The following is a 22,545-nucleotide window of genomic DNA, read 5'->3' on the forward strand; positions in this document are numbered from 1 at the left end:
AGCCGGCGCCTCAGAACAGCCGCGGGCCGCGAGGGGCGGGACCGCGGCTCGCCGGCGCGGGCTCGGCGCCGCGTGGACCGCCGCCGACCACGACCTGCGTGTTCTCGGCGATCTCGGCGGCGGGCACGATCTGGGTGAAGGCGCCGTCGCTCGGGCCGAGCCGGACCGCGACCGGCTTGGGCTGGCCGTTGCCGTCGAGGATATAGACGCGGCCGGGCGCGAAATCCTGCGCCGCCGGGCGCCCCTCCTGCATCAGCGCCTCGAACTTGGCGCGGCGCTCGGGATCGAGCACGGCGGCGATCTTGCTGCGCATTTCGTCGCGGGCAGCGCGGAACATCGCGCGGCGCTCTTCCTCCGAAAGACCGGCGGCCGGGCGCCGGCCTTCGCCGCGCCGCTCGGCGAAGATCGCGGCGATCGCCTGCTTCTGCTCCGGCGTCGGCTGGACCTCCTCCTCGATGCGCTCGCGCAGCGCGCCAGCGGCGCGGTTTCCGCCGCCGCGCGCAGCCGGCGCCTCGGCGGGAAGCGCCGTCGGGCCGCCGAGCGGGCGGAAACGCAGCGCCGCGTTGGGCACGCGCAGCACGTCCTGCCTGTCGTCGGTGACGATCTGGACATTGGCGGTCATGCCCGGCAGCAGCGCGAGGTCACGGTTCTGGACCCGGACGACGCCGGTATAGGTGACGACGTTCTGGATGGTCTGGGCGCCGAGCCTCACCATCTCGACGAGCCCCTGGAAGCTGCGGTTCGGATAGGCGTTGACGCTGAAGGAGACGGTCTGCCCGGCCTTGAGGCGGCCGACATCGGCCTCGTCGATATTCGCGTAGATATCGATGACGTGCAGATCCTGCGCGATCTGGAACAGCTCCGGCGCCGAGAGCGAGGCGGCGACGGTCTGACCGAGATTGACCTGGCGCTGGACGACGACGCCATCGACCGGCGAGCGGATATCGGTGCGCTCGAGATCGATCAGGATGTCCTTCAGCTTGGCCTCACGCTGGGCGATCAGCGCCTCGCCGGACTGGACCTGGCCTTCGGCGAGCGAGATGTCGGCGTCGAGCCCGCCGATCTCGGCCTTGAGCGAGGCGATCTGGGCTTCGTTGGAAGCGAGCGTCGCCGTCTGGATCTCGACCTGGGTGCGGGCGCTGTCGAGGCTTTGCTGGGCACCGGCGCCGCGCGTGAACAATTCGTTCTGGCGGTCGAAGGTCCGCTTGGCATCAGCAAGCTGTGCCCTGGTGCGGTCGCGCTGGGCTTCCAGGTCCTTGACGGTGGAGTCGGCCTTGGTGCGAGCGACCTTGGCGCGCTCCAACTGGGCGCGCTTGACGACGAGATCGGCCTTGGCCTGGGAGAGGTCGGCGGCGGCGGCGTCGCGGCGGGTCTTGATCTGGTCGCTGTTCAGGCGGGCAACGATCTGGCCAGCCTTCACCTGCGAATTATAGTCGGCGAGGATCTCGACGACCTGGCCGGACAGCATCGAGCCGACGACGACGGTGGTGACCGGGGTCAGGGAGCCGGTGGCGCGCACGGAGGCGGTGATCTGGCCGCGGTCGATCGCGGCCGTGCGATAGGCGGCGTCGCTCGCGGCTCCTCCTGTCGGCCGCAGGGCCAAATAGCCGGCGGCGAGCGCTGCCGCTCCGATACCGGCCCCGATCATCCAGAGACGCAAGGTTCATCCTCCTCCGGCAGCACAACGCGGTCGTTCTGCCATGGCCGCAGCATGCCAGAAGCGGCCGGCGCAGACGAGTTAACTCGCGGCAATGTTCGCGGAGCGCCGCGGCTCTACGCCGTCCGCGCTTCCTGCGTCAGTGCCAGCAGATCGCGCAGGGTCGTGATCGTCGAGCCGTCGGCGACGCCGTCGACCTTCTGCGGCCGCCAATGGCGCTGGAAGGCGGCGACGACCGCCTCCAGGCGCTCGTCATAGACTCCGTCCACCGAAACGCCGTAGCCGAGCATGGCGAACATCGCCTGCAGCGCCTCGACCGGCGGGCCGGCATCGCCGCGCGCGAAGAAGCGGCCGCCCTTGATCGGCGCCGGCTCGAGCCAGAGGCCGACGCCGCCCTCGGCGAAGCGACGCCAGGGGAATTTCTCGCCGGGGTCGATCTTGCGGCCGGGCGCGATGTCGGAATGGGCGAGCACGCGCTCGGGCGGAATGCGCCAGCGCTCGCAAATGTCGCGGCAGAGGTTCAGCGTGGCGGCGAGCTGCTCCTCCGGGAAATCGGGAAGGCCGCCGGGATGGCCGGGATTGGCGATCTCGATGCCGATCGAGGCGGAGTTGAGATCGGTCTCGCCGGCCCAGTGCGAGGCGCCGGCATGCCAGGCGCGGCGCTCCTCGGGCACGAGCTGGAGGATGTGGCCGTTCTCGAAGACGAAGTAGTGGCAGGAGACCTGGGCGATCGGGTTGCACAGCCATTGCAGTGCCTCGCCGGTGTCGGGCATGCCGGTATAGTGCAGGATTAGCGCGTCCGGGCGGCGATCGGTCGAGCCATTGCGGAACTTGCGCTCGCCATGATTGGGCGAGGGGAAGACCTTGGCGGCGAAGCGGCTGTCGGGCTTCGTCGAAACGCTCATGCTGGCGCCGCCAGCCGGCTGGCGAGGCCGCGCTCCTTCTGGATCGCGTCCCAGGCGGCGTTGATCGCGGCCAGCCGGCGCGTCGCGATGCAGATGGCTTCCTCGGGCAGACCGCGGGCGATCTCGCGATCGGGGTGGTTCTCGACCACCAGGGCACGATGCAGCTTGCGGATCTCGGCGTCGCTCATCTCGCGGCTGGCGCCGAGCACGAGATAGGGGTCGTCGCGGCGGCGGACATGGCGCGCCTCGATGCGGGCGAAGCCGGCCTCATCGATGCCGAAGATCATCGCGACATCGTGCAGATAGTCGTGCTCGCGCTCATGGATGGCGCCGTCGGCGGCGGCGATAAGGAAAAGCCCGTCGAGCACGTCCTCGAGCAGGGCCGGCTCCTCGCGGAAGCTCTCGGCGATCTGGCTGGCATAGGCCTCGAAGCCGGCGCTGGTCTGCTTGGCGAGGTCGAACAGGCGCTCGATATGGCCCTGCTCCTCGGCCGGCACCGTGACGATGCGGCGGAAGGCGGCGACCTCGTCGCGCGTCACGACGCCGTCGGCGCGCGCCATCTTGGCGGCGAGGGCGACGAGGCCGGTGGTGAAGATGAGCTGCCGCGGCGCTGGCCCGAAGGGCGCGCCCTCGCGGTCGACCAGGACATGGCCGGCGAGCGCGCCGACCAGCGCTCCGAGCGGGCCGCCGAGCGCAAAGCCGAGGCCTCCGCCCCCCAAAGCGCCCCAGTGGAATGATTTCATCGATCGATCGGCCCTAGAGCAGGATGCGAAAAAGTGGAAACCGGCCTTTCTCCATGCAAGCTGCCCGCGCGCCTCGATACCTGGCGGAAGCGAAGTTCGGGCGGCCGCGCTACGCGCTTCCGCCCGAATATGTCTGGTTCCGCCGGGTGGGCCGAAGCCTATCCGAGCTGGCGATGTGCTCAGCGGCAGTAGAGCCGGCCGTAACGGTCGCGATAATAGCCGTAAGGGCAACCGTCATAATAGCCGTCATCATAGGGCGACGTTGCCGCACCCACGATCGCGCCGCCTGCGGCGCCGATGAGGCCGCCTGCGACGGCGCCGCCGGCGCGGCCGGTGGCGAGCCCGCCGATCACGGCACCGGTGGCGGCACCGATCGCGGCGCCTCCGCCGACGCGCTGTTCATGCGGCGTGCAGGCCGCCGCGCCAAGAGCGAGCCCGAGGGCCGCGACTGCCAGCAGTTTATTCATTTCATTCCCCCGTCTCGGGGTCGAACCCGCGCAGCAAGGTGCCTTCAGCGTCGACCCAGCCCATAGCGGCCGTCAATTGCGGTCGCAATGCGGCGATGATTTGGCTCTTTCCCTTGACTGCGTCAACGCCGTGAGGCCCGAATCGTTCCATGCCTCAATACATGATGATTACTTTTGAATGATTTAGTCATAAATAATCGATATGTCGCAATAGAATATAGAATTGCGGAGTGATGCGCCGGATTGTCGTCACATTCATCTATCATTTGGCCCGCCGGTCAATTCGATCAACGTGACATGGGGCTCCCCAATATGATCCGGATCTATGGTAGCGGCTGCGCCGCCTTTGCGATTTGCCTGGGCCTACTGCAACCGGCTGCTGCCGAGATCAACGCCGAGACCGATGCGCGCGCCTTCATCGTGCGCGAGGCCGAGATTAAGCGGGCACAGGAGGCGCCGGAAACCGGCCGGCAGCAGGCGCGGCATGCGCCGGATGGGGCGGGGGAGATGGTGTCGCCTGCCGCCCAGAAGTCAGCCGCCAAGCCGAGCCGGGCGGAAAAGCCGCGCCGTCAGGCGCTGGCTGCGCCGGCCGGCAGCGACAATCTGCGGGCTCTCGTCGCCCGCCATGCGGCCGCCAACGGCGTGCCGTTCTCGCTAGCCGATGCGGTGGTCCGCATCGAGAGCCGCTACAACCCGCGCGCAGCCAATGCCGGTAATTACGGCCTGATGCAGATCCGCCATCAGACGGCGCGTGGCGTCGGCTACAATGGCGGGGCGGCCGGGCTGCTCGATGCCGAGACCAATGCCCGCTACGGCATGAAATATCTGGCGCAGGCCTACAGGCTCGCCGGTGGCGATACCTGCCGCACCGTGATGATGTATCAGAGCGGCCACATGGCGAAGCGCATGAGCGGCGCGAACCGCGTCTATTGCTCCAAGGTGCGCACCATCACCGCCAGCAACTGAGCCGGCGCTTGACGCCGGCGGCGCAAGAGCGCACAGGCGATCCCGCCAGTCGGTCGGACGGCCGCTCCCGCTTCGCGGGGGAGGAAAGTCCGGGCTCCACGGAAACACGGTGCCGGATAACGTCCGGCGGGGGCGACCCCAGGGAAAGCGCCACAGAGATCGAACCGCCCCCGGTTTCGGCCAGGGGTAAGGGTGAAAAGGTGCGGTAAGAGCGCACCGCGGGCCCGGCAACGGGAACGGCATGGCAAGCCCCACCGGGAGCAAAACCAAATAGGGACGATGCTTTCCGCGCAAGCGGGGAGGGGCCTGTTTCCTGGCCTGGTCGTCCGGGTTGGTTGCTCGAGGCGCGCAGCGATGCGCGTCCCAGAGGAATGGCCGTCACGTCGGGGGAGAGATCCTCCGGCCATCCAGAACCCGGCTTACAGGCCGGCTGGCACCTCAGAACCTCCGAAGATACGAAAATGGGCCGGGAGCGATCCCGGCCCTTTCGTCGTCCAATGACCGATCAGAGTGTGTAGCTCCACTCCGCCGGAACGAAGCGGAAGGCCGTGCCGGCCTTCAGCACCTTGCCGAAGCCGGGGAAGGGCATATGCGCGCCGCTGATCAGCAGCTGGTCCGCCGCCGCCATGTCGAGCACGCGCCGGCGCGAGGCGGCCGCCTGCGCGCCATCGGCATCGAAGACGAAGGCGACCTCGGGCCGAGCCGTCTGGATCACCGCATTGTGGATGCAGTCGCCGACCAGCAGCGCCTGCTCCTTTCCGGAGGCGATGCGCAGCAGGCTGTGGCCCGGCGTGTGGCCGGGCGCGTGTTCGAGGCTGAGGCCCGGCGCGATCTCGCCCGGCTTCATCTTGCGGGTGCGGGCGGCATAGGGCGCGAGCGTGCCGCGGGCCGAGGCGAAGAACGGCTTCATCGCCTCCGGCGCCTGGTTGAGGATGCCGTCATCATGCCAGAAGGCGTATTCGGTCTCGTTGATGATCACTTCGGCATTCGGGAAGCGCGCCGCCTTCTCGGCGGTGATCAGGCCCTCGGCATGGTCGGGATGGGCGTGCGTCAGGATCACCGCGTCGATCTGCGCGGGCTCGATGCCGGCGGCGCGCAGATTGGCGTCGAGCCGGCCCATGGTCGGGCCGAAGGCGGTGTTGGCGCCGGTGCCGGTGTCGAGCAGATAGGTCCTGTCCTTGGCGTTGACCACGAAGGCGTTGACCGAGGTCGGCAGCTTCTCATCCTGGCCGGCATTGGCCAGAGCCTGGCGAACGGCGTCGGGGTCGCTGCTGAGGAAGGCCTTGGCGTCGAGCGGGATATAGCCGTCGAGGATCGCGGTGATCTCGATGTCGCCGAGCTTGCGGCGATAGATCCCTGCGACTTGGGTCGAGGCTTGCGGAGCCCGGGCGAAAGCGGGGAGGGCGGGTGCCAGTACGGCCGCGGCGAGGCCGGTGAGAAGATGGCGGCGGTCGATCATGCTGTGTTCCAGAGGCTAGGGGCGAAGGGCTTCCGGAAACGATGCCCGCGCCTCGCGACGCGGGACCTAATCGTCTCACGGCCGGGTCAAGGCCGGCCGTGAGGAGCAGATGGGTGGCGTCGCGTCAGGCCGCAACCGTCAGCTGGACGTCGATATTGCCCCGGGTCGCGTCCGAATACGGGCAGACGATATGGGCCTTCTGCACGAGGTCCTCGAGCTTGGCCTTCTCGATGCCGGGCGCCGCGATCGTCAGCTTGACGGCGATGCCGAAACCCTTGCCGTCGTCGCGCGGGCCGATGCCGACATCGGCGCTGACACGTGCATCATCCGGGATCTTCACGCCTTCCTTGCCGGCGGCGAATTTCAGCGCGCCGAGAAAGCAGGCCGAATAGCCCATGGCGAAGAGCTGCTCGGGATTGGTGCCGTCGCCGCCGCCGCCGCCGAGCTCCTTGGGCGTGTTCAGCACGAGCTTGACGTTGCCGGTGTCGGTCGCGGCCTGGCCTTCGCGGCCGCCGGTGGCCGAGCCATGGGCGGTGTAGAGGATCTTCATGACTGCTCTCCTTGTCGGGCTGGTTTCCGTCGTGGTCGATGGAAATTAGATTGTGCACAATCTAATTGTTGGCAATTCAAATTTCCGTGAACGGGCGGCGCTCGGGGCGATGAAAGCGTATCTTGGTGTCAGCATAGGGTAGACTGTTCCGTGGGCGGGTTGTTCCAATCCGCTCGGACCGTTTCCCCGCTGAGGATCCGTGATGCGGGCAGCTGACGGCGAGGCCATGACGAAGGATGCGCAGGCGCAGCCGGTGCGCGGGCTCGACGAGCAGATCTGCTTTGCGGTCTATTCGGCCGCCCATGCCTTCAACCGGGCCTATCGGCCGTTCCTGGCCGAGCTCGGTCTGACCTATCCGCAATATCTGGTCATGCTGGTGCTGTGGGAGCAGGACGGCCAGAGCGTGAAGGCGATCGGCGAGCGACTGATGCTCGATTCCGGCACGCTGACGCCGCTGCTCAAGCGCCTCGAAGGCAATGGTCTGATCCTGCGCAAGCGCGGCCGCGAGGATGAACGGCAGGTGCTGGTCGAGCTGACCGAGGCGGGACGTGTCCTGCACGAGAAGGCGGGGCGCTCCGCCAATCCGGTGCCCTGCGCGGTCGAGGATAGCGGCGTCCCGCCGGCGCGCCTGCTGGAAGAAGTCCGGGCCCTGCGCGAGGCCTTGCTGCGTCGCGCCGCTGCGGAGGACTAGGCTCGCCGGGGCGAGGTCGGTGGCCTCAAAAATATTTCTCCGCGGGCAGGCCGATGGGCCCGGCTCGGCGGTCCCATTGCGCTCGCGTCCGCGAGCCCGAAATCGACGTTTTTACGGATAGTTAACCTTAACGGGCTGTGATGTTCGCAGGCTGGCGCCGGGTCGTGTCCGGCTCCCTGAATCCGTTGACGCCCATAACATCCCATGGTATCCCAAATCATCCCGTCGAAACCGACAGGCAAGCGACAGGTCGGGGTCCGTGTGCCGCGCGGATTCAGGCTGAAGGCTTCGCTTTGTCGGGTTCGACGGGAGTATCCGCGGCCGGTTCTGGCCGGCCCGCTCCGCACCGTGGAAACCTGGCCGGGAGGCGGCGTTGACGGACCGCTTCGTCTCCCATTTCACCAACAAGCTCGATGCCAAGGGCAGGGTCTCGATCCCCGCGACCTTCCGCGCCGTTCTGGCGAAGGACGGCTACGAGGGGCTCTACGTCCATCCGGCGCTCGACCAGGCCAGTCTCGATTGCGGCGGGCATGCGCTGCGCGCGACGATCGACGATATTCTCTCGCGCTTCTCGCCGTTTTCGGAGGAGTGGGACTCGCTCTCCACGGCGCTGAACGGAACCTCGGAAGTGTTGAAGGTCGATCCGGAGGGGCGCATCGTGTTGAGCGAGGCACTGAAGGCCCATGCCGGGATCGGCGACGCCGTCGCCTTCGTCGGGCAGGGGCACAAATTCCAGATCTGGGAGCCGGAGCGCTTCCGGCTCCATCTCGATCAGGCGCGGGCGAAATTGCGGGACGTCCGGCGCGCGCTCGGCGCAGGGGTGACCTCGTGAAGCCGGCCGAAGGGGAGGTTGCCGTGCCGCATGTGCCGGTGCTGATGGAGGAGGCGCTCGACGCGCTCGCGCTGAAGCCGGGCGGCCGCTATCTCGACGGCACCTTCGGCGCTGGTGGCTATTCCCGCGCGCTGCTGATGCGTGAGCCGCAGGCGGAGCTTCTGGCGCTCGACCGCGATCCCAATGCGATTGCCGGCGGGGCCGGGCTCGTCGCCGCCATGGCTGGCCGGCTGACCCTGGCACAGGCCCGTTTCGGCGCTCTCGCCGAGGAGGCCGAGCGCTTCGGTATGCTGCCGCTCGACGGGGTGGTGCTCGATATCGGCGTCTCGTCGATGCAGCTCGATCAGGCGCAGCGCGGCTTCTCGTTCCGCTTCGACGGGCCGCTCGACATGCGCATGGAGGCCAATGGCCAGAGCGCCGCCGAGCTCGTCAACGAGGCCGATGAGGGCGTGCTCGCCAACATCATCTATCACTATGGCGAGGAGCGGCGCTCGCGCGCCATCGCCCGCGCCATCGTCGAAGCGCGCCGCAAGGCGCCGCTCAGCACGACCAAGCAATTGGCCGATCTCGTCGCCGGCATCGTCCGGGCCGATCCCAACGGTCCGCATCCGGCGACGCGGACCTTCCAGGCGCTCCGGATCGCGATCAATGACGAACTCGGCGAGCTCGTCCGGGCTTTGCATGCCGCCGAGGCGGCGCTGGCGCCGGGCGGGCGGCTCGCCGTCGTGACTTTCCATTCGCTCGAGGACCGCATCGTCAAGCTGTTCTTCGCGCAGCGTTCCGGGAAGGCTCCCGCCGCTTCGCGCCATGCGCCGGCGGCAACGGCGCCTGCCGCGACGTTTCGCCCGGTGACGAAGGGGGCGGTGGCGCCGTCCGAGGCCGAGATGCGTGCCAATCCGCGCGCCCGTTCGGCGAAACTGCGTGCCGCCGAGCGGACCGAGGCCGCAGCGCGCGCGCCCGAGGCCGAACTGGTCACACTCGCGGTCGTGCCCGCCCCGCAAACCCGCCGGAGGAGCTGAGCTTGATCAAGCTGCTGCACGTCATCGCCATCGGGGCGCTGGTCTCCTCGGCGCTCTACGCCTACTCGATCAAATACGAGACCACGCTCGAGGCCGAGCAGCTCCAGAAGCTGAAGGCCAAGGCCCAGCGCGAGCGCGACGCGATCGCCGTGCTGAAGGCCGAATGGCAGTTCCTCAACCGGCCCGACCGCCTGCAGGCGCTGGCCGACCGGCATCTCGATCTGCAGCCGCTGGCGATCAACCAGATCGTCCGGCTCTCCGACATTCCCAATCGCGGGCCCAAGGTCGATTCGATCGGCCGCAAGCTCGAGGATCTCGGCCTCGGCCTGCCGACCGAGACGCCGCGCAACGTCAAGAGCAACAGCTCCACCACGCCGGGAGGCCGCCCATGACGCCCGAGCCAGTCGCTCCAGCCGTCGTCGCCGCGCCGGTGGTCGAGAAGCCGCGCCGGCCGAGCCTGCGCGCCGGCCTGTTGCGCGACATCTTCCGGATGAGCGGGGAGAAGAGCGAGCCGCGGGTCGGTCTCGTCATCCTCGGCTTCAGCGCGCTCTTCCTGGCGATCACCGGCCGGCTGGTGGCGCTCGCCGCCTTCCCGAACGACCAGGTCGGCCTGCGCCGGGCGACCTCGAACGCGATCTCGGCGGCGCGGCCCGACATCGTCGACCGCAATGGCGTGCCGCTCGCCACCGATATCCGGACCGTCTCGGTCTTTGCCGAGCCGCGCAAGATCCTCGACAAGGACGAGGCGACCGAGCTGCTCACCGCGGTGCTGCCCGACCTCAACGCCAAGGATCTGCGCGACAAGCTCGGCACCAAGCGCGGCTTCGTCTGGGTCAAGCGCGAGATCACGCCGCGCCAGCAGGCCGAGGTACACCGGCTCGGCATTCCCGGCGTCGGCTTCGTGCCCGAGAACAAGCGCGTCTATCCGAACGGGCCGGCCGCCGCGCATGTGCTCGGCTTCGCCAATGTCGACAATGTCGGCATCGCCGGCATCGAGAAATACATCGACTCGCAGGGGCTGCAGGATCTCAACGGCGCCGGTCTGGCGGTGCAGGCCTCCGACCTCAAGCCGGTCGCGCTGTCGATCGATCTGCGGGTCCAGCACCTGCTGCGCGACGAGCTGGTCAAGGGCATCGAGAAGTATCGGGCGATCGCCGCGGCCGGCGCGATCATGGACGTGAACACGGGCGAGATCATCGCCTCGGTCTCGCTGCCCGATTTCGACCCGAGCAACCCGGTCGATGCGCTCGAGAAGGATCGGATCAACCGGATCAATGTCGGCGTCTACGAGATGGGCTCGACCTTCAAGGCGCTGACCGTCGCGATGGCGCTCGATACCGGCAAGGCCAACATCAATTCGAGCTATTCGACCGCCGGCGGCATGATGCGCTTCGGTCGGCAGGTCATCCGTGAGTACCGGGGCGGCACCGGCCGCACGCTGACCGTGCCGGAAGTGTTCGTCCACTCGTCGAACATGGGCACGGTCAAGATGGCGCTCTCGGTCGGCGTCGAGGGACACAAGGCCTTCCTGCGCAAGATGGTCCAGCTCGACCGCTTGCAGACCGAGCTGCCGGAAAGCGCGGCCCCGATCGTGCCGCAGCGCTGGGGCGAGCTCAACACCGCCACGATCGCCTTCGGCCACGGCCTCGCCGTCGCCCCGATCCAGGCGCTGGCGGCCGTCGCGGCGCTGGTCAATGGCGGCAAGCTGATGACGCCGACCTTCATCAAGCGCTCGGTCGAGGAAGCGGAAGCGGTCAGCACCCGCGTCATCAAGCCCGAGACCTCGGAGGCGATGCGCTACATCATGCGCCTCAACGGCGAGCGCGGCTCGGCCCGCAAAGCCGATGTCGCCGGCTATTTCGTCGGCGGCAAGACCGGTACGGCCGAGAAGGTGATCAACGGCCGCTACGCCAAGAACAAGAATTTCACGACCTTCATGGCGATCGTTCCGGCCGACAAGCCGCGATATCTGTTCCTTTCGATTTATGACGAGCCTAAAGGCTATGCCGAAAGCGGCGGCTATTCGACGGCCGCCTGGAACGCCGGCATCACCACCGGCAAGGTCATCGAGCGGGCGGCGCCGATTCTCGGCCTGCCTCCGCGCTTCGAGCCGCCGGTCGCGCCCTTCCCCTTGATGGCGAGGCTCGGCGCCTGGGGCACACGCTAGAGTCGGATCCGATCAGATCGAAGCGGTCTGATCGGTGAATCCGTCTCTGAACATGAGTGAGAGACCGTTTTTGCCGATCGGCTTGCGAAGCAAGCAGATCGGAACGGGCTCTAGGCGGAAAAAGAGATGGGCAATACCGGTTTCAGCCTCGGCCAGCTCTTTCCCGGGGCGTTTCCGGACGATGCCGAGCGTCGCGTCACGGGCCTCGCCTTCGACAGCCGCAAGGTCGCGCCGGGCGAGGCCTTCGTCGCACTCGCCGGCGCCAAGGCCGACGGCGCGCAGTTCATCGCCGATGCTGCGGCGCGCGGCGCGGCGGCGATCGTCTCCGGCCAGCCCCGGCCAGCTGGCCTCGCGCCCGGCATCGCCTTCGCCGAGGTCGCCGATCCGCGTCGGGCGCTGGCGCTCGCCGCGGTGAAAGTGCATCCGCGCCAGCCGGCGACCATCGTCGCTGTGACCGGCACCAGCGGCAAATCCTCGGTAGCGGAATTCACCCGCCAGATCTTCATGGCGCTGGGGCGCGAGGCGGCGAGCCTCGGCACGATCGGCATCGTCACCGCGGCCGGTGCCGATTACGGCTCGCTGACCACGCCCGATCCGCTCTCTCTGCATGCCTCGCTCGACCGGCTGGCCGGGCAGGGCGTCAGCCATGTCGCGATGGAAGCCTCCTCGCACGGGCTCGACCAGCGTCGGCTCGACGGCGTCCGGCTGACGGCCGGCGCCTTCCTCAATCTCGGGCGCGACCATCTCGACTACCACCCGAGCGTCGAGGATTATCTCGCCGCCAAGCTCCGGCTCTGGGAGCTGCTTCCTGCCGGGGCGCCGGTGGTGATCAACCGCGACGAGCCGTACGCGGCCGAGGCGGCGCAAGCCGCCGCCGGCAGCGGCCATCCGGTGATCGGGATCGGCCGGGGCGGGGACCGGCTCAGGCTGCTTTCGGTCGCGCGCGAGGGCTTCTCGCAACGCCTGCGCGTTGCCGTCGACGGACAGGATGTCGAGGTCGTGCTGCCCCTGGTCGGCGATTTCATGGCCGGCAATGCGCTGGTTGCCGCCGGGCTCGCCATCGCGGCGGGCGAGGAGCCGAAGGCGGCGGTCGCGGCGCTCTCCGGCCTCAAGGGTGTGCCCGGCCGGCTGGAGCGCGTGGCCGAGCAGAATGGCGGCCTCGTCGTCGTCGACTATGCCCATAAGCCCGATGCGCTGGCGGCGGTGCTGCGCACCCTGCGCCCCTATGCCAGCGGCCGGCTGATCTGCGTCTTCGGCTGCGGCGGCGACCGCGACCGCGGCAAGCGCCCGCTGATGGGCAGGATCGCGGCCGACGGCTCCGACATCGCCATCGTCACCGACGACAATCCGCGCAGCGAAGACCCGGCCGCGATCCGCGCCGAAATCCTCGCCGCGGCACCCGGCCTGCGCGAGATCGGCGACCGGGCGCGGGCGATCGCTGCGGGCGTCGCCGAGATGCGGCCGGGCGATCTTCTGGTCGTCGCCGGCAAGGGCCATGAAACCGGCCAGATCGTCGGCGACCGGACCCTGCCGTTCTCCGACCATGAGACGGTGCGCCAGGCGATCGCCGAGATCAGCGGAGGAAGATGAGCATGACGGCTGCGCCGCTCTGGACCGGGGGCCGCCTGATCGAGGCGATGAAGGCGCGGGCGCAAGGCCCGCAGCCAGCTGCCATCGGCGGGGCCTCGATCGATACCCGCACGCTCGAGCCGGGCGACGCCTTCTTCGCCATCCAGGGCGAGAAGCGTGACGGCCATGATTTCGTCGCCGCCGCGCTCGAGAAGGGCGCGGCGCTCGCCGTCGTCGACGAGGCGCATGCCGGAGACTTCCCGGCGGACGCGCCGCTGGCCGTGGTTCCGGACGTGCTGCGCGCCATGGAGCAGGCCGGCATGGCGCGGCGCGCCGAGCTGCATGCCGGCGTCGTCGCGGTCACCGGCTCGGTCGGCAAGACCGGGACGAAGGAGGCGCTGCGCCTCGTGCTCTCGCGCCAGGGCAAGACGCATGCGCCGGTCGCCTCCTACAACAACCATTGGGGCGTGCCGCTGACGCTGACCCGGACGCTGGCGGATGTGCGCTACGGCGTTTACGAGATCGGCATGAACAGCCCCGGCGAGATCCTGCCGCTGGCGAAAATGGTCTCGCCCGATGTGGCTATCGTCACCACGGTGCAGCCGGTGCATCTTGCCGCCTTCGAATCGATCGAGGGCATCGCCCGCGAGAAGGCTGCGATCTTCAGCGGGCTGAAGCCCGGCGGCACGGCGATCATCAATGCCGACATCGCCCAGGCCGACCTGCTGCGCGAACTCGCCGAGGCGAGCCCGGCCGGTCGCATCATCAGCTTCGGCGAGAGCGCTTCGGCGGATGTCCGCCTGCTCGGCTGCTCGCTCAAGCCCGAGATCTCGACGGTCGAGGCCAATGTGCGCGGCCGGCCGGTGACCTACAAGCTCGGCAGTCCCGGCAAGCACATCGTGATGAATTCGCTGGCGGTGCTCGCGGCGGTCGACGCGCTCGATGCCGACCTTGCCCTGGCGGCGCTGGCGCTCGCCGAGCTGAAGCCGCCGGCCGGGCGGGGCGCGCGCCAGATGCTACACGCGCCTTCCGGCCCGTTCATGCTGATCGACGAGAGCTATAACGGCAACCCCGCCTCGATGCGGGCGGCGATCGAGAATCTCGGGCGGATCGAGGCGCAAGGCCGCGGAAGGCGGATCGCCGTGCTCGGCGACATGCTGGAACTCGGCGAAAGCGGCCCAGCGCTGCACAAGGGGCTGGCCGAGGCGGTCACCGGCAACGGGGTCGATCTCGTCTTCGCCTGCGGACCCCTGATGCGCTCTCTCTACGACGCCTTGCCTTCACGCCAGCGCGGTGCTTATGCCGCCCAGGCCAGCGGCCTCGAGCCGCTGCTGCTCGATGTGCTGCGTGCCGGCGACGTCGTCACGGTCAAGGGCTCGCTCGGATCGCGCATGGGCTCGATCGTGAAGGCGATGACCGCCCGTTTCCCGGTCGTCACGGCCGACGACTAGCGCGCCTTCCGTTCGACCGGAGCCGGTCGAACGGAAGGCGCGCGGACTCAATCTGTTGGCGCATGTTCCGCCTCGCAGAAGTGGTCTCCACTTCTGCAGAGCATGCGCCAGGACAAGGAACAGGTTTCAATGCTGGTCTGGCTAGCCGATTTCGCGGTTCACTTCCCGATCCTGAACGTCTTCCGCTACATCACCTTCCGGGCCGGCGGGGCGACCGCGACCGCGCTGCTCTTCGTCTTCTTCTTCGGCCCGGCGGCGATCTCCTGGCTCAGGATCAAACAGGGCAAAGGCCAGCCGATCCGGACCGACGGGCCGGAATCGCATCTCGCCAAGCGCGGCACGCCGACCATGGGCGGGCTGATGATCCTGACCGGGTTGTTCGTCGCGACCCTGCTTTGGGGCAATCTGCGCAATCCTTATGTCTGGATCGTGCTCGGCGTGACCGCGAGCTATGGCGCGATCGGCTTCTACGACGATTATCTCAAGGTGACGAAGCAGTCGCATAAGGGCTTCTCCAGCAAGGCGCGCCTCGGGCTCGAGATCGTCATCGCGCTTGCCGCCTGCACGGCGATCATGCTGGTCAGCCCGCCCTCGATCGCCAGTGGCTTCGCGCTGCCGTTCCTGAAGGAATGGATGATCCCGCTCGGCATCCTGTTCCCGGTCGTCACCGCCTTCGTCGTGGTCGGCGCCGGCAATTCGGTGAACCTGACCGACGGGCTCGACGGGCTCGCCATCGTGCCGGTGATGATCGCGGCAGGCACTTTCGGCTTCATCGCCTATCTCGCGGGTAACGCGATCTTCGCCAACTACCTGCAGATCCACCATGTGCCCGGCGTTGGCGAGCTCGCCGTGATCTGCGGCGCGATGATGGGCGCGGGGCTCGGCTTCCTCTGGTTCAACGCGCCGCCGGCGCAGATCTTCATGGGCGACACCGGCTCGCTCGGTCTCGGCGGCATGCTCGGCACCATCGCGGTCGCGATCAAGCATGAGATCGTGCTCGCCATCGTCGGCGGCCTGTTCGTGGTCGAGGCGCTCTCGGTGATCATTCAGGTCGCGGTGTTCAAGCGCACCGGCAAGCGCGTCTTCCTGATGGCGCCGATCCACCATCATTTCGAGAAGCTGGGCTGGACCGAGCCGCAGGTGGTGATCCGCTTCTGGATCATCTCGGTGGTGCTGGCGCTGGTCGGCCTCGCCACGCTGAAGCTGCGTTGAGCCGATGACACCTGTCACTGTCTTCGCGGGCGAGACCCTCGCCCTGTTCGGCCTCGGCGGCTCCGGTCTCGCGACCGCCCGGGCGCTCCGCGCCGGTGGCACCGAAGTCGCCTGCTGGGACGACAACCAGGCGAGCCGCGACAAGGCGGCTGCCGAGGGGCTCGCCATCGTCGATCTCGCCAATGCCGACTGGTCGCGCTTCGCCGCCTTCGTGCTCTCGCCGGGCGTGCCGCTGACCCATCCCGCACCGCACTGGACGGTCGAGAAAGCCAAGGCCGCGAATGTCCCGGTGATCGGCGATATCGAGCTGTTCTTCCTCGAGCGCGCGAAGCTTGCCCCGGACGCGCCGGTGATCTGCATCACCGGCACCAACGGCAAGTCGACGACCACGGCCCTGATCGCCCATGTCCTGGCTGCTGCCGGCCGCGACGTGCAGATGGGCGGCAATATCGGCACCGCCGTGCTGGCGCTGGCCCCGCCGGCCAGGGACCGCATCCACGTCATCGAGTGCTCGACTTTCCAGATCGATCTGGCGCCTTCCTTGAAGCCGACGGTCGGCATCCAGATGAACCTGACGCCGGATCATCTCGACCGGCACGGCACCTTCGAAGCCTATGGCGCGATCAAGGAGCGGCTGGTCGCCGCCTCCGACCTCGCCGTGATCGGCGTCGACGACGAGCCCTCGAAGCAGATGGCGCGGCGGCGCGCCGCTTCGGGCAAGCCTCTGGTCAAGATCAGCGGCGAGCAGCCGCTCGACGAGGGCGTCTTCGCCGGCGTCACCGCCAATCAGGGCAAGCTCGATACGCGCATCGTCGAGGTCAGGGACGGCAAGCCCAGGGTCGTCGCCAATCTCGCGGGCATCGGTAGCCTGCGCGGTGCGCACAACGCCCAGAATGCCGCAGCCGCCTTCGCCGCCTGTGCCGCGGTCGGGCTCACGGCCGAGGAGATCGCAGCGGGATTCAAGAGCTATCCGGGCCTGAAGCACCGGATGGAGGAACTCGGGCGGATCGGCCGTGTCGTCTTCATCAATGATTCCAAGGCGACGAATGCCGACTCGACCGAGAAGGCGCTGACCTCCTTCCGTGCGATCTTCTGGATCCTCGGCGGCAAGGCCAAGGAGGGCGGGATCGAGTCGCTGCGGCGCTATTTCCCGAACATCGCCCATGCCTATCTGATCGGCGCGGCGAGCGATCTCTTCGCCGCGACCTTCGACGCCGACGGCCGGGTTTCCTATGAGCGCAGCGGTACGCTCGACGTCGCGGTCGCAGCCGCGACCGAGGCCGCGCTGGCGGCACCGGGGGAGGGCGAGATCGCGGTGCTGCTTTCGCCGGCCTGCGCCTCCTATGACCAGTTCCCGAATTTCGAGGTCCGCGGCGATGCCTTCCGGGCGCTGGTCGAGGCGTTGCCGGGGTTCGAGGCGGCAGGAGCCGCTTCCGCTTGAAGGAGCAATTCTCCGTTCCAGACCTCATCCTGCGAGCTGCGTCAGTGGCGTCTCGAAGGACGAGGGCGGGCGGGAAGCCGGAGAGCTCGAACTGGAATCAATCGGTTAACCATTCATTGACAGAGTGATTCGCCGGAACGGGTGACCACGACCTGCCTGTTCGCTGACGGAGCCCACATAGATGACCTCGCGCGCAGAACCCAGCCTGAGCGGCCGTTGGTGGTGGTCGATCGACCGCGTCATCCTCTCGACCATGGTGGCGCTGATGGTCTCCGGCGTCGTGCTGCTGATGGCGGGGGGGCCGCCGGTCGCCGAGCGCCTCGGCCTACCGACCTTCCATTTCGTCAACCGCCAGGCGGTCTATCTGCTGGCGGCGCTCGCCGTCTTCCTCGCCACTTCGCTGCTGACGCCGCGCCAGGTGCGCCGCGCGGCGCTGATCGTCTTCGCCGTCTCGCTGGCGGGTGTGATCGGCACGCTCTATTTCGGGGTCGAGGTCAAGGGCGCCAGGCGCTGGCTGACGCTCGGCCCGCTCGGCTCGGTGCAGCCTTCGGAGTTCCTCAAGCCGGCCTTCGTGGTCATGGCCGCCTGGGCCTTCGCGGAGGGCGGGCGCCGGCCCGATCTGCCGGGCACGATCATCGCTTTCCTGCTCCTGCCGCTGACCATCGTGCCGCTCGTCCTGCAGCCTGATTTCGGCCAGACGGTGCTGGTGACGCTGGTCTGGGCGGGCCTGTTCTTCGTCGCCGGGCTGCACTGGTTCTGGGTGATGGGGCTCGGCGGCGCCGGGGCCTTCGGCCTGCTGATCGCCTATCAGCTCGTGCCGCATGTCCGCGGCCGCATCGAGCGCTTCATGGACAAGGGCTCGGGCGACACCTTCCAGGTCGACACCGCGCTGGAGAGCTTCGCGCAGGGTGGCTGGCTCGGCAAAGGGCCGGGCGAGGGCACGGTCAAGCGCATCCTGCCCGACGCCCATACCGACTTCATCTTCGCGGTGACGGCCGAGGAGTTCGGCGTCGTCGTCTGCATGGTCCTGGTCGCGATGTTCGCGATCATCGTGCTGCGCGCGCTCTTCGTGGCGCAGCGTGCCGAAGACCCGTTCGTGCGCCTTGCGGTGACCGGTCTCGCCTTGCTGTTCGGCATCCAGGCGGCGATCAACATGATGGTCAACCTGCACATGATGCCGGCCAAGGGCATGACCTTGCCCTTCATCTCCTATGGCGGCTCCTCGCTGATCTCGCTGGCGCTCGGCACCGGCTTCCTCTTGGCGCTGACACGCAAACGGCCAAGGGCCGAGAACTTCGGCCAGACGGGACGCCGGCAGTGACGGCGGGAGTGCAGGCGCCTCTCATCGTGCTCGCCGCGGGCGGCACGGGCGGGCATCTTTTTCCGGCCGAGGCGCTGAGCCATGCGCTGCATGCGCGCGGCCTGCGGGTCGCCCTGATCACCGATACCCGCGCCGCCGAATATGCCGGCAGCTTCCCGGCGGAATCGATCCATGCCGTGCCGGCGGCGACGCCGTCCGGCCGCTCGCCGCTGAAGATGCTGCAGGCGGCGCTGGTTCTGGCAAAAGGCGCCTTCGCGGCGCGCCGTGCGATCAAGGCCTTGCAGCCGGCACTCGTCGTCGGCTTCGGCGGCTATCCGACCGTGCCGCCGGTCTTCGCCGCGGCGCTGATGGGCGTGCCGACCTTGGTCCATGAGCAGAATGCCGTGGCCGGCCGGGCGAACCGCTTTCTCGCCGGACGGGTGAAGGTGATCGCGACAGGCTTCGCCGAGGTCGGCGGGCTCTCCGCGGCGCAGGCGGCGAAGTGCCGCCTGGTCGGCAATCCCGTGCGGCCGGCGGTCCTCCAGGCCGCCTCGCCCTATCCCTCGCTCGATGGCGGGGTGAACCTGCTCGTCTTCGGCGGCAGCCAGGGCGCGCGCGTCATGGCCGATATCGTGCCCCCCGCGATCCAGCTGCTCAGCCCCGAGGAACGGGCGAGGATCTCGGTCGTCCAGCAGGCGAGGGCCGAGGATGGCGAGCGGGTGCGCAGCATCTATGCCGGGCTCGGCGTCAAGGCCGAGATCGCGCCCTTCTTCAAGGACCTTCCGGCGCGGATGGCGGCCTCTCACCTCGTCGTCGCGCGCTCCGGTGCTTCGACCATCGCGGAGCTCTCCGTGATCGGCCGGCCGGCGCTGCTGGTACCGTTGCCGGGCTCGCTCGACCAGGACCAGGCGGCCAATGCCGCCGTGCTCGAAAAGGCGGGCGGCGCCATCCGGATCATGCAACCGGACTTCACGCCGCGCCGGCTCGCCGGCGAGCTTTCGGGACTGCTCGCCGACCCCTCGCGCTTGACTGCGATGGCTGCGAGCGCCAAGAGCGCCGGAATCCCGGACGCCGCCGACCGGCTGGCGCGCCTGATCGCCGAAACCGCCCAGATCTGAATTTTCCAGAAGAGTACCGCACCATGAAGCTGCCGCCGAAGCTCGGCTCCATCCATTTCGTCGGTATCGGCGGCATCGGAATGTCGGGGATCGCCGAGGTGCTGCACAATCTCGGCTATAAGGTCCAGGGCTCGGATGCCTCGGACAACGCCAATGTCCGGCGCCTCGCCGAGAAGGGCATCAAGACCTTCGTCGGCCACGCCGCGGCCAATCTCGGCGAGGCCGAGGTCGTCGTCGTCTCGACCGCGATCAAGCGCGACAATCCGGAACTGATGGCGGCGCGCGAGAAGCGCCTGCCGGTGGTGCGGCGGGCCGAGATGCTGGCCGAGCTGATGCGGCTGAAGAGCTGCGTCGCCATCGCCGGTACCCATGGCAAGACCACCACGACCTCGCTGGTCGCGACCCTGCTCGACAAGGGCGGGCTCGATCCGACCGTGATCAATGGCGGCATCATCAACGCCTATGGCACCAATGCCCGCATGGGCGAGAGCGACTGGATGGTGGTCGAGGCCGACGAATCGGACGGCACCTTCCTGAAGCTGCCGGCCGATGTCGCGATCATCACCAATATCGACCCCGAGCATCTCGACCATTTCGGCACTTTCGACGCGATCAAGGGGGCTTTCCGCTCCTTCGTCGAGAACCTGCCCTTCTATGGCTTCGCGGTGATGTGCATCGACCACCCGACCGTGCAGGAGCTGGTCGGCCAGATCGAGGATCGCCGGGTCATCACCTATGGCGAGAACCCGCAGGCGGATTTCCGCCTCGTCGACATCGATCTCTCCGGCGGCCAGGCCCGCTTCACCCTCTTGATCCGCGACCGCAAGAACGGACGCGAGGAGGTGATCCGCGATCTCGTCATGCCGATGCCGGGCCATCACAACGCGCTGAACGCCACGGCCGCGATCGCAGTCGCCTATGATCTCGGCGTACCGGTCGAGACGATCCGTCAGGGGCTCGCCGGCTTCGGCGGCGTCAAGCGCCGCTTCACCCGTACCGGCGAATGGAACGGTGCCCAGATCTTCGACGATTACGGCCACCATCCGGTCGAGATCGCCGCCGTGCTCAGGGCGGCGCGCGCCTCGACCAAGGGCAAGGTCGTCGCCGTGGTGCAGCCGCACCGCTACACGCGGCTCGCCAGCCTGTTCAACGACTTCGCCTCCTGCTTCAACGACGCCGACACGGTGATCGTCGCCGAGACCTATGCGGCCGGCGAGCAGCCCATCCCCGGCGCCGATCGCGACGGGCTGGTCGCGGCGATCAAGGCGCGCGGCCATCGCCATGCGCTGCCACTGTCATCCTCCGAGAAGCTCGCCGGCATGGTCGCGACGCTGGCGGGACCGGGCGACTATGTCGTCTGCCTCGGCGCCGGCAACATCACGCAATGGGCCTATGCCCTGCCGGGCGAACTGGCCTCCCTTCCTTCTCCCCTCGGGGGAGAAGGTGGCAGCGCGAAGCGCTGACGGATGAGGGCCGGTCGTGGAACGCAAGAACACGACCGCAACGCTCTCCTTCGCCCGGGGCCAGCGGCGCACGCCGACGCGGGCCGAGGCCATCTTCTGGCAGGCGGTGCGCGGTCGTCGCTTCGCTGACCTCAAGTTCAAGCGACAAATGGCGATCGGGCCTTTCGTCGCGGATTTCTGCTGCTACGAGCACCGCCTGATCGTCGAGCTCGATGGTGAGCCACATGCCAGTGAAGAAGCACGTGCCCGCGACGCGCGGCGCGATGCGTTTTTACGGCATGAGGGCTATCTGGTCTTGCGCTTTCCGAACGAGCGGGTTCTAGGAAATCTCGAATTCGTTCTGCGCGAGATATCCGATCGGCTTGGTCTCGCCGGACTTCCCTCATCCGACCCGGCTTTGCCGGGCCACCTTCTCCCCCGAGGGGAGAAGGAGACGCGCGGGTAAGCCTATGCCCTTCCCAGACATCACGCCCGCCCTCCATGCCGCCGCGCCCGAGCTGCGCGGGCGCCTCGTCGCCAATCAGGAGATGGCGGGGCTGACCTGGTTCCGCGTCGGCGGGCCGGCGCAGGTGCTGTTCACACCGGCCGACGAGGCCGATCTCGCCTATTTCCTGTCCAGGCTGCCGGCCGAGATCCCGGTGACGGTGGTGGGGCTCGGCTCCAACCTGATCGTGCGCGATGGCGGCATTCCCGGCGTGGTCATCCGCCTCGGTGGCAAGGCCTTCGGCGAGATCGTCCGCGAGGACGGCGACAGGCTGCGCGCCGGTACCGCGACGCCCGACGTCAAGCTGGCGCGGGCGGCGGCCGATGCCTCGCTCGACGGGCTCGCCTTCTATCGCGGCATTCCCGGCTGCATCGGCGGGGCGCTGCGGATGAATGCCGGGGCGCATGGCGGCGAAACCACCGACGTGCTGGTCGAGGCGCGCGGCGTGACGCGGGCCGGCGAGATCGTCGCCTTCTCCCATGCCGATATGGGCTTCAGCTACCGCAACTCGACGGTGCCGAGCGACGTCATCTTCACCTCGGCCCTGTTCCAGGGCCGGCCCGGTGATCAGGCCGCGATCCTCGCCGAGATGGACCGCGTCACCTCGGCACGCGAGGCGGCTCAGCCGATCAAGGAGCGCACCGGCGGCTCGACCTTCAAGAATCCCGAGGGCGGCAAGGCCTGGCAACTGATCGACGCCGCCGGCTGCCGCGGCCTGCGCATCGGCGGGGCCCTGGTCTCGGAGATGCACTGCAACTTCCTGATCAACACCGGCGGTGCCAGCGCCGCCGATATCGAGGGGCTGGGCGAAGAGGTTCGGCGCCGGGTCAAGGATAATTCCGGCTACGAGCTGCACTGGGAGATCAAGCGCTTCGGCGTCGCCGCCTGAGGGGATCCGGCCGGGACGGGCTCCTCGGCCATGGCGTCGATGGCCGGCGTGATGGGCGCGTTTCGCCCGCGCTGGCCTGCCGACACGACAAGGTCCGGCTTACAGCCTTCGCAAGATCCAGTGGCGGCTCCCGCCTCGCCAGCCATGCTGGCAGGGCGAGCT

General features: G+C 68.4%; 21 protein-coding genes and 1 other RNA gene. 16 read left to right on the plus strand and 6 right to left on the minus strand.

The annotated features are described in order from the left end of the window. Positions 1–10: 10 nt before the first annotated feature. From AC3RCC_RS10375 to AC3RCC_RS10390, 4 genes are all read right to left on the minus strand, one after another. Positions 11–1,660, minus strand: a complete 1,650-nt coding sequence (locus tag AC3RCC_RS10375; protein ID WP_492258365.1) for a hypothetical protein — start codon at positions 1,658–1,660, stop codon at positions 11–13. 113 nt (positions 1,661–1,773) lie between these two features. Continuing rightward, positions 1,774–2,562, minus strand: a complete 789-nt coding sequence (locus AC3RCC_RS10380; RefSeq protein WP_492258366.1) for an N-acetylmuramoyl-L-alanine amidase — start codon at positions 2,560–2,562, stop codon at positions 1,774–1,776. Next, on the minus strand, positions 2,559–3,305 hold the full coding sequence (locus AC3RCC_RS10385; protein WP_291646996.1) for a J domain-containing protein: 747 nt from the start codon (positions 3,303–3,305) through the stop codon (positions 2,559–2,561). The genes AC3RCC_RS10380 and AC3RCC_RS10385 overlap by 4 nt, the downstream gene beginning before the upstream one ends. 179 nt (positions 3,306–3,484) lie before the next feature. Continuing rightward, positions 3,485–3,772, minus strand: a complete 288-nt coding sequence (locus AC3RCC_RS10390; RefSeq protein ID WP_291635385.1) for a YMGG-like glycine zipper-containing protein — start codon at positions 3,770–3,772, stop codon at positions 3,485–3,487. A gap of 297 nt (positions 3,773–4,069) precedes the next feature. Between AC3RCC_RS10390 and AC3RCC_RS10395 the strand changes: the two genes are divergently transcribed. Further along, complete coding sequence (locus AC3RCC_RS10395; RefSeq protein WP_492258367.1) at positions 4,070–4,738, plus strand: lytic transglycosylase domain-containing protein; 669 nt, start codon at positions 4,070–4,072, stop codon at positions 4,736–4,738. 45 nt (positions 4,739–4,783) lie between these two features. Beyond that, positions 4,784–5,176: RNase P RNA component class A (rnpB, locus tag AC3RCC_RS10400), an RNA gene on the plus strand. 67 nt (positions 5,177–5,243) lie between these two features. Here the strand turns inward: rnpB and AC3RCC_RS10405 are convergent. Next, complete coding sequence (locus tag AC3RCC_RS10405) at positions 5,244–6,197, minus strand: MBL fold metallo-hydrolase (protein WP_492258368.1); 954 nt, start codon at positions 6,195–6,197, stop codon at positions 5,244–5,246. Positions 6,198–6,321: 124 nt separating this feature from the next. Next, on the minus strand, positions 6,322–6,747 hold the full coding sequence (locus AC3RCC_RS10410) for an organic hydroperoxide resistance protein (protein WP_291635379.1): 426 nt from the start codon (positions 6,745–6,747) through the stop codon (positions 6,322–6,324). Positions 6,748–6,949: 202 nt separating this feature from the next. Between AC3RCC_RS10410 and AC3RCC_RS10415 the strand changes: the two genes are divergently transcribed. The 14 genes from AC3RCC_RS10415 (at position 6,950) to murB (ending at position 22,383) form a co-directional block, all read left to right on the plus strand. Then, the gene (locus tag AC3RCC_RS10415) at positions 6,950–7,438 is read left to right on the plus strand and encodes a MarR family winged helix-turn-helix transcriptional regulator (protein WP_492258369.1); all 489 of its coding nucleotides are present in this window, start codon (positions 6,950–6,952) and stop codon (positions 7,436–7,438) included. Positions 7,439–7,811: 373 nt separating this feature from the next. Then, positions 7,812–8,270 (plus strand): division/cell wall cluster transcriptional repressor MraZ, encoded by a 459-nt coding sequence (locus AC3RCC_RS10420; protein WP_291635377.1) that lies wholly within the window; start codon positions 7,812–7,814, stop codon positions 8,268–8,270. Beyond that, a complete protein-coding gene (gene rsmH, locus AC3RCC_RS10425; protein WP_492258370.1) occupies positions 8,267–9,289 on the plus strand; it encodes a 16S rRNA (cytosine(1402)-N(4))-methyltransferase RsmH in 1,023 nt (340 codons plus the stop codon). Before AC3RCC_RS10420 ends, rsmH begins: the two co-directional genes overlap by 4 nt. A gap of 2 nt (positions 9,290–9,291) precedes the next feature. Then, the gene (gene ftsL, locus AC3RCC_RS10430; RefSeq protein WP_291635373.1) at positions 9,292–9,681 is read left to right on the plus strand and encodes a cell division protein FtsL; all 390 of its coding nucleotides are present in this window, start codon (positions 9,292–9,294) and stop codon (positions 9,679–9,681) included. After that, entirely contained in the window at positions 9,678–11,456 is a 1,779-nt protein-coding gene (locus AC3RCC_RS10435; RefSeq protein ID WP_291646991.1) for a peptidoglycan D,D-transpeptidase FtsI family protein, read from the plus strand. The genes ftsL and AC3RCC_RS10435 overlap by 4 nt, the downstream gene beginning before the upstream one ends. 126 nt (positions 11,457–11,582) lie before the next feature. Continuing rightward, positions 11,583–13,046, plus strand: coding sequence for a UDP-N-acetylmuramoyl-L-alanyl-D-glutamate--2,6-diaminopimelate ligase (locus tag AC3RCC_RS10440; protein ID WP_492258371.1), 1,464 nt, complete (start codon positions 11,583–11,585; stop codon positions 13,044–13,046). Between the two features lie 2 nt (positions 13,047–13,048). Next, positions 13,049–14,476 carry a UDP-N-acetylmuramoylalanyl-D-glutamyl-2,6-diaminopimelate--D-alanyl-D-alanine ligase gene (locus tag AC3RCC_RS10445; RefSeq protein WP_492258372.1) on the plus strand — a complete coding sequence of 476 codons (1,428 nt, stop codon included), beginning with the start codon at positions 13,049–13,051 and terminating at the stop codon, positions 14,474–14,476. Positions 14,477–14,605: 129 nt separating this feature from the next. Then, positions 14,606–15,688: a phospho-N-acetylmuramoyl-pentapeptide-transferase gene (gene mraY, locus AC3RCC_RS10450; RefSeq protein WP_291636790.1), complete on the plus strand. Its 1,083-nt coding sequence runs from the start codon at positions 14,606–14,608 to the stop codon at positions 15,686–15,688. Positions 15,689–15,692: 4 nt separating this feature from the next. Continuing rightward, positions 15,693–17,129: a UDP-N-acetylmuramoyl-L-alanine--D-glutamate ligase gene (gene murD / locus AC3RCC_RS10455; protein WP_492258373.1), complete on the plus strand. Its 1,437-nt coding sequence runs from the start codon at positions 15,693–15,695 to the stop codon at positions 17,127–17,129. Between the two features lie 181 nt (positions 17,130–17,310). After that, entirely contained in the window at positions 17,311–18,450 is a 1,140-nt protein-coding gene (locus tag AC3RCC_RS10460) for an FtsW/RodA/SpoVE family cell cycle protein (RefSeq protein ID WP_291636794.1), read from the plus strand. An 8-nt stretch (positions 18,451–18,458) separates the two neighbouring features. Further along, complete coding sequence (gene murG, locus AC3RCC_RS10465) at positions 18,459–19,547, plus strand: undecaprenyldiphospho-muramoylpentapeptide beta-N-acetylglucosaminyltransferase (RefSeq protein WP_492258374.1); 1,089 nt, start codon at positions 18,459–18,461, stop codon at positions 19,545–19,547. A gap of 23 nt (positions 19,548–19,570) precedes the next feature. Then, entirely contained in the window at positions 19,571–21,010 is a 1,440-nt protein-coding gene (murC, locus tag AC3RCC_RS10470; protein WP_291636798.1) for a UDP-N-acetylmuramate--L-alanine ligase, read from the plus strand. A gap of 16 nt (positions 21,011–21,026) precedes the next feature. Beyond that, on the plus strand, positions 21,027–21,455 hold the full coding sequence (locus AC3RCC_RS10475; RefSeq protein ID WP_492258375.1) for an endonuclease domain-containing protein: 429 nt from the start codon (positions 21,027–21,029) through the stop codon (positions 21,453–21,455). Between the two features lie 4 nt (positions 21,456–21,459). Next, positions 21,460–22,383, plus strand: coding sequence for a UDP-N-acetylmuramate dehydrogenase (gene murB / locus AC3RCC_RS10480; protein WP_492258376.1), 924 nt, complete (start codon positions 21,460–21,462; stop codon positions 22,381–22,383). Positions 22,384–22,545: the final 162 nt, after the last annotated feature.

This window comes from Allobosea sp. GW823-FHT01F03, assembly GCF_058798075.1.

Coding starts and splice junctions, on each gene's coding strand:
- AC3RCC_RS10380 (WP_492258366.1), bottom strand. CDS start 2,562: ATGAGCGTTTCGACGAAGCCCGACAGCCGCTTCGCCGCCAAGGTCTTC.
- AC3RCC_RS10385 (WP_291646996.1), bottom strand. CDS start 3,305: ATGAAATCATTCCACTGGGGCGCTTTGGGGGGCGGAGGCCTCGGCTTT.
- AC3RCC_RS10390 (WP_291635385.1), bottom strand. CDS start 3,772: ATGAATAAACTGCTGGCAGTCGCGGCCCTCGGGCTCGCTCTTGGCGCG.
- AC3RCC_RS10395 (WP_492258367.1), top strand. CDS start 4,070: ATGGGGCTCCCCAATATGATCCGGATCTATGGTAGCGGCTGCGCCGCC.
- AC3RCC_RS10405 (WP_492258368.1), bottom strand. CDS start 6,197: ATGATCGACCGCCGCCATCTTCTCACCGGCCTCGCCGCGGCCGTACTG.
- AC3RCC_RS10410 (WP_291635379.1), bottom strand. CDS start 6,747: ATGAAGATCCTCTACACCGCCCATGGCTCGGCCACCGGCGGCCGCGAA.
- AC3RCC_RS10415 (WP_492258369.1), top strand. CDS start 6,950: ATGCGGGCAGCTGACGGCGAGGCCATGACGAAGGATGCGCAGGCGCAG.
- AC3RCC_RS10435 (WP_291646991.1), top strand. CDS start 9,678: ATGACGCCCGAGCCAGTCGCTCCAGCCGTCGTCGCCGCGCCGGTGGTC.
- AC3RCC_RS10440 (WP_492258371.1), top strand. CDS start 11,583: ATGGGCAATACCGGTTTCAGCCTCGGCCAGCTCTTTCCCGGGGCGTTT.
- AC3RCC_RS10445 (WP_492258372.1), top strand. CDS start 13,049: ATGACGGCTGCGCCGCTCTGGACCGGGGGCCGCCTGATCGAGGCGATG.
- mraY (WP_291636790.1), top strand. CDS start 14,606: ATGCTGGTCTGGCTAGCCGATTTCGCGGTTCACTTCCCGATCCTGAAC.
- murD (WP_492258373.1), top strand. CDS start 15,693: ATGACACCTGTCACTGTCTTCGCGGGCGAGACCCTCGCCCTGTTCGGC.
- AC3RCC_RS10460 (WP_291636794.1), top strand. CDS start 17,311: ATGACCTCGCGCGCAGAACCCAGCCTGAGCGGCCGTTGGTGGTGGTCG.
- murC (WP_291636798.1), top strand. CDS start 19,571: ATGAAGCTGCCGCCGAAGCTCGGCTCCATCCATTTCGTCGGTATCGGC.
- murB (WP_492258376.1), top strand. CDS start 21,460: ATGCCCTTCCCAGACATCACGCCCGCCCTCCATGCCGCCGCGCCCGAG.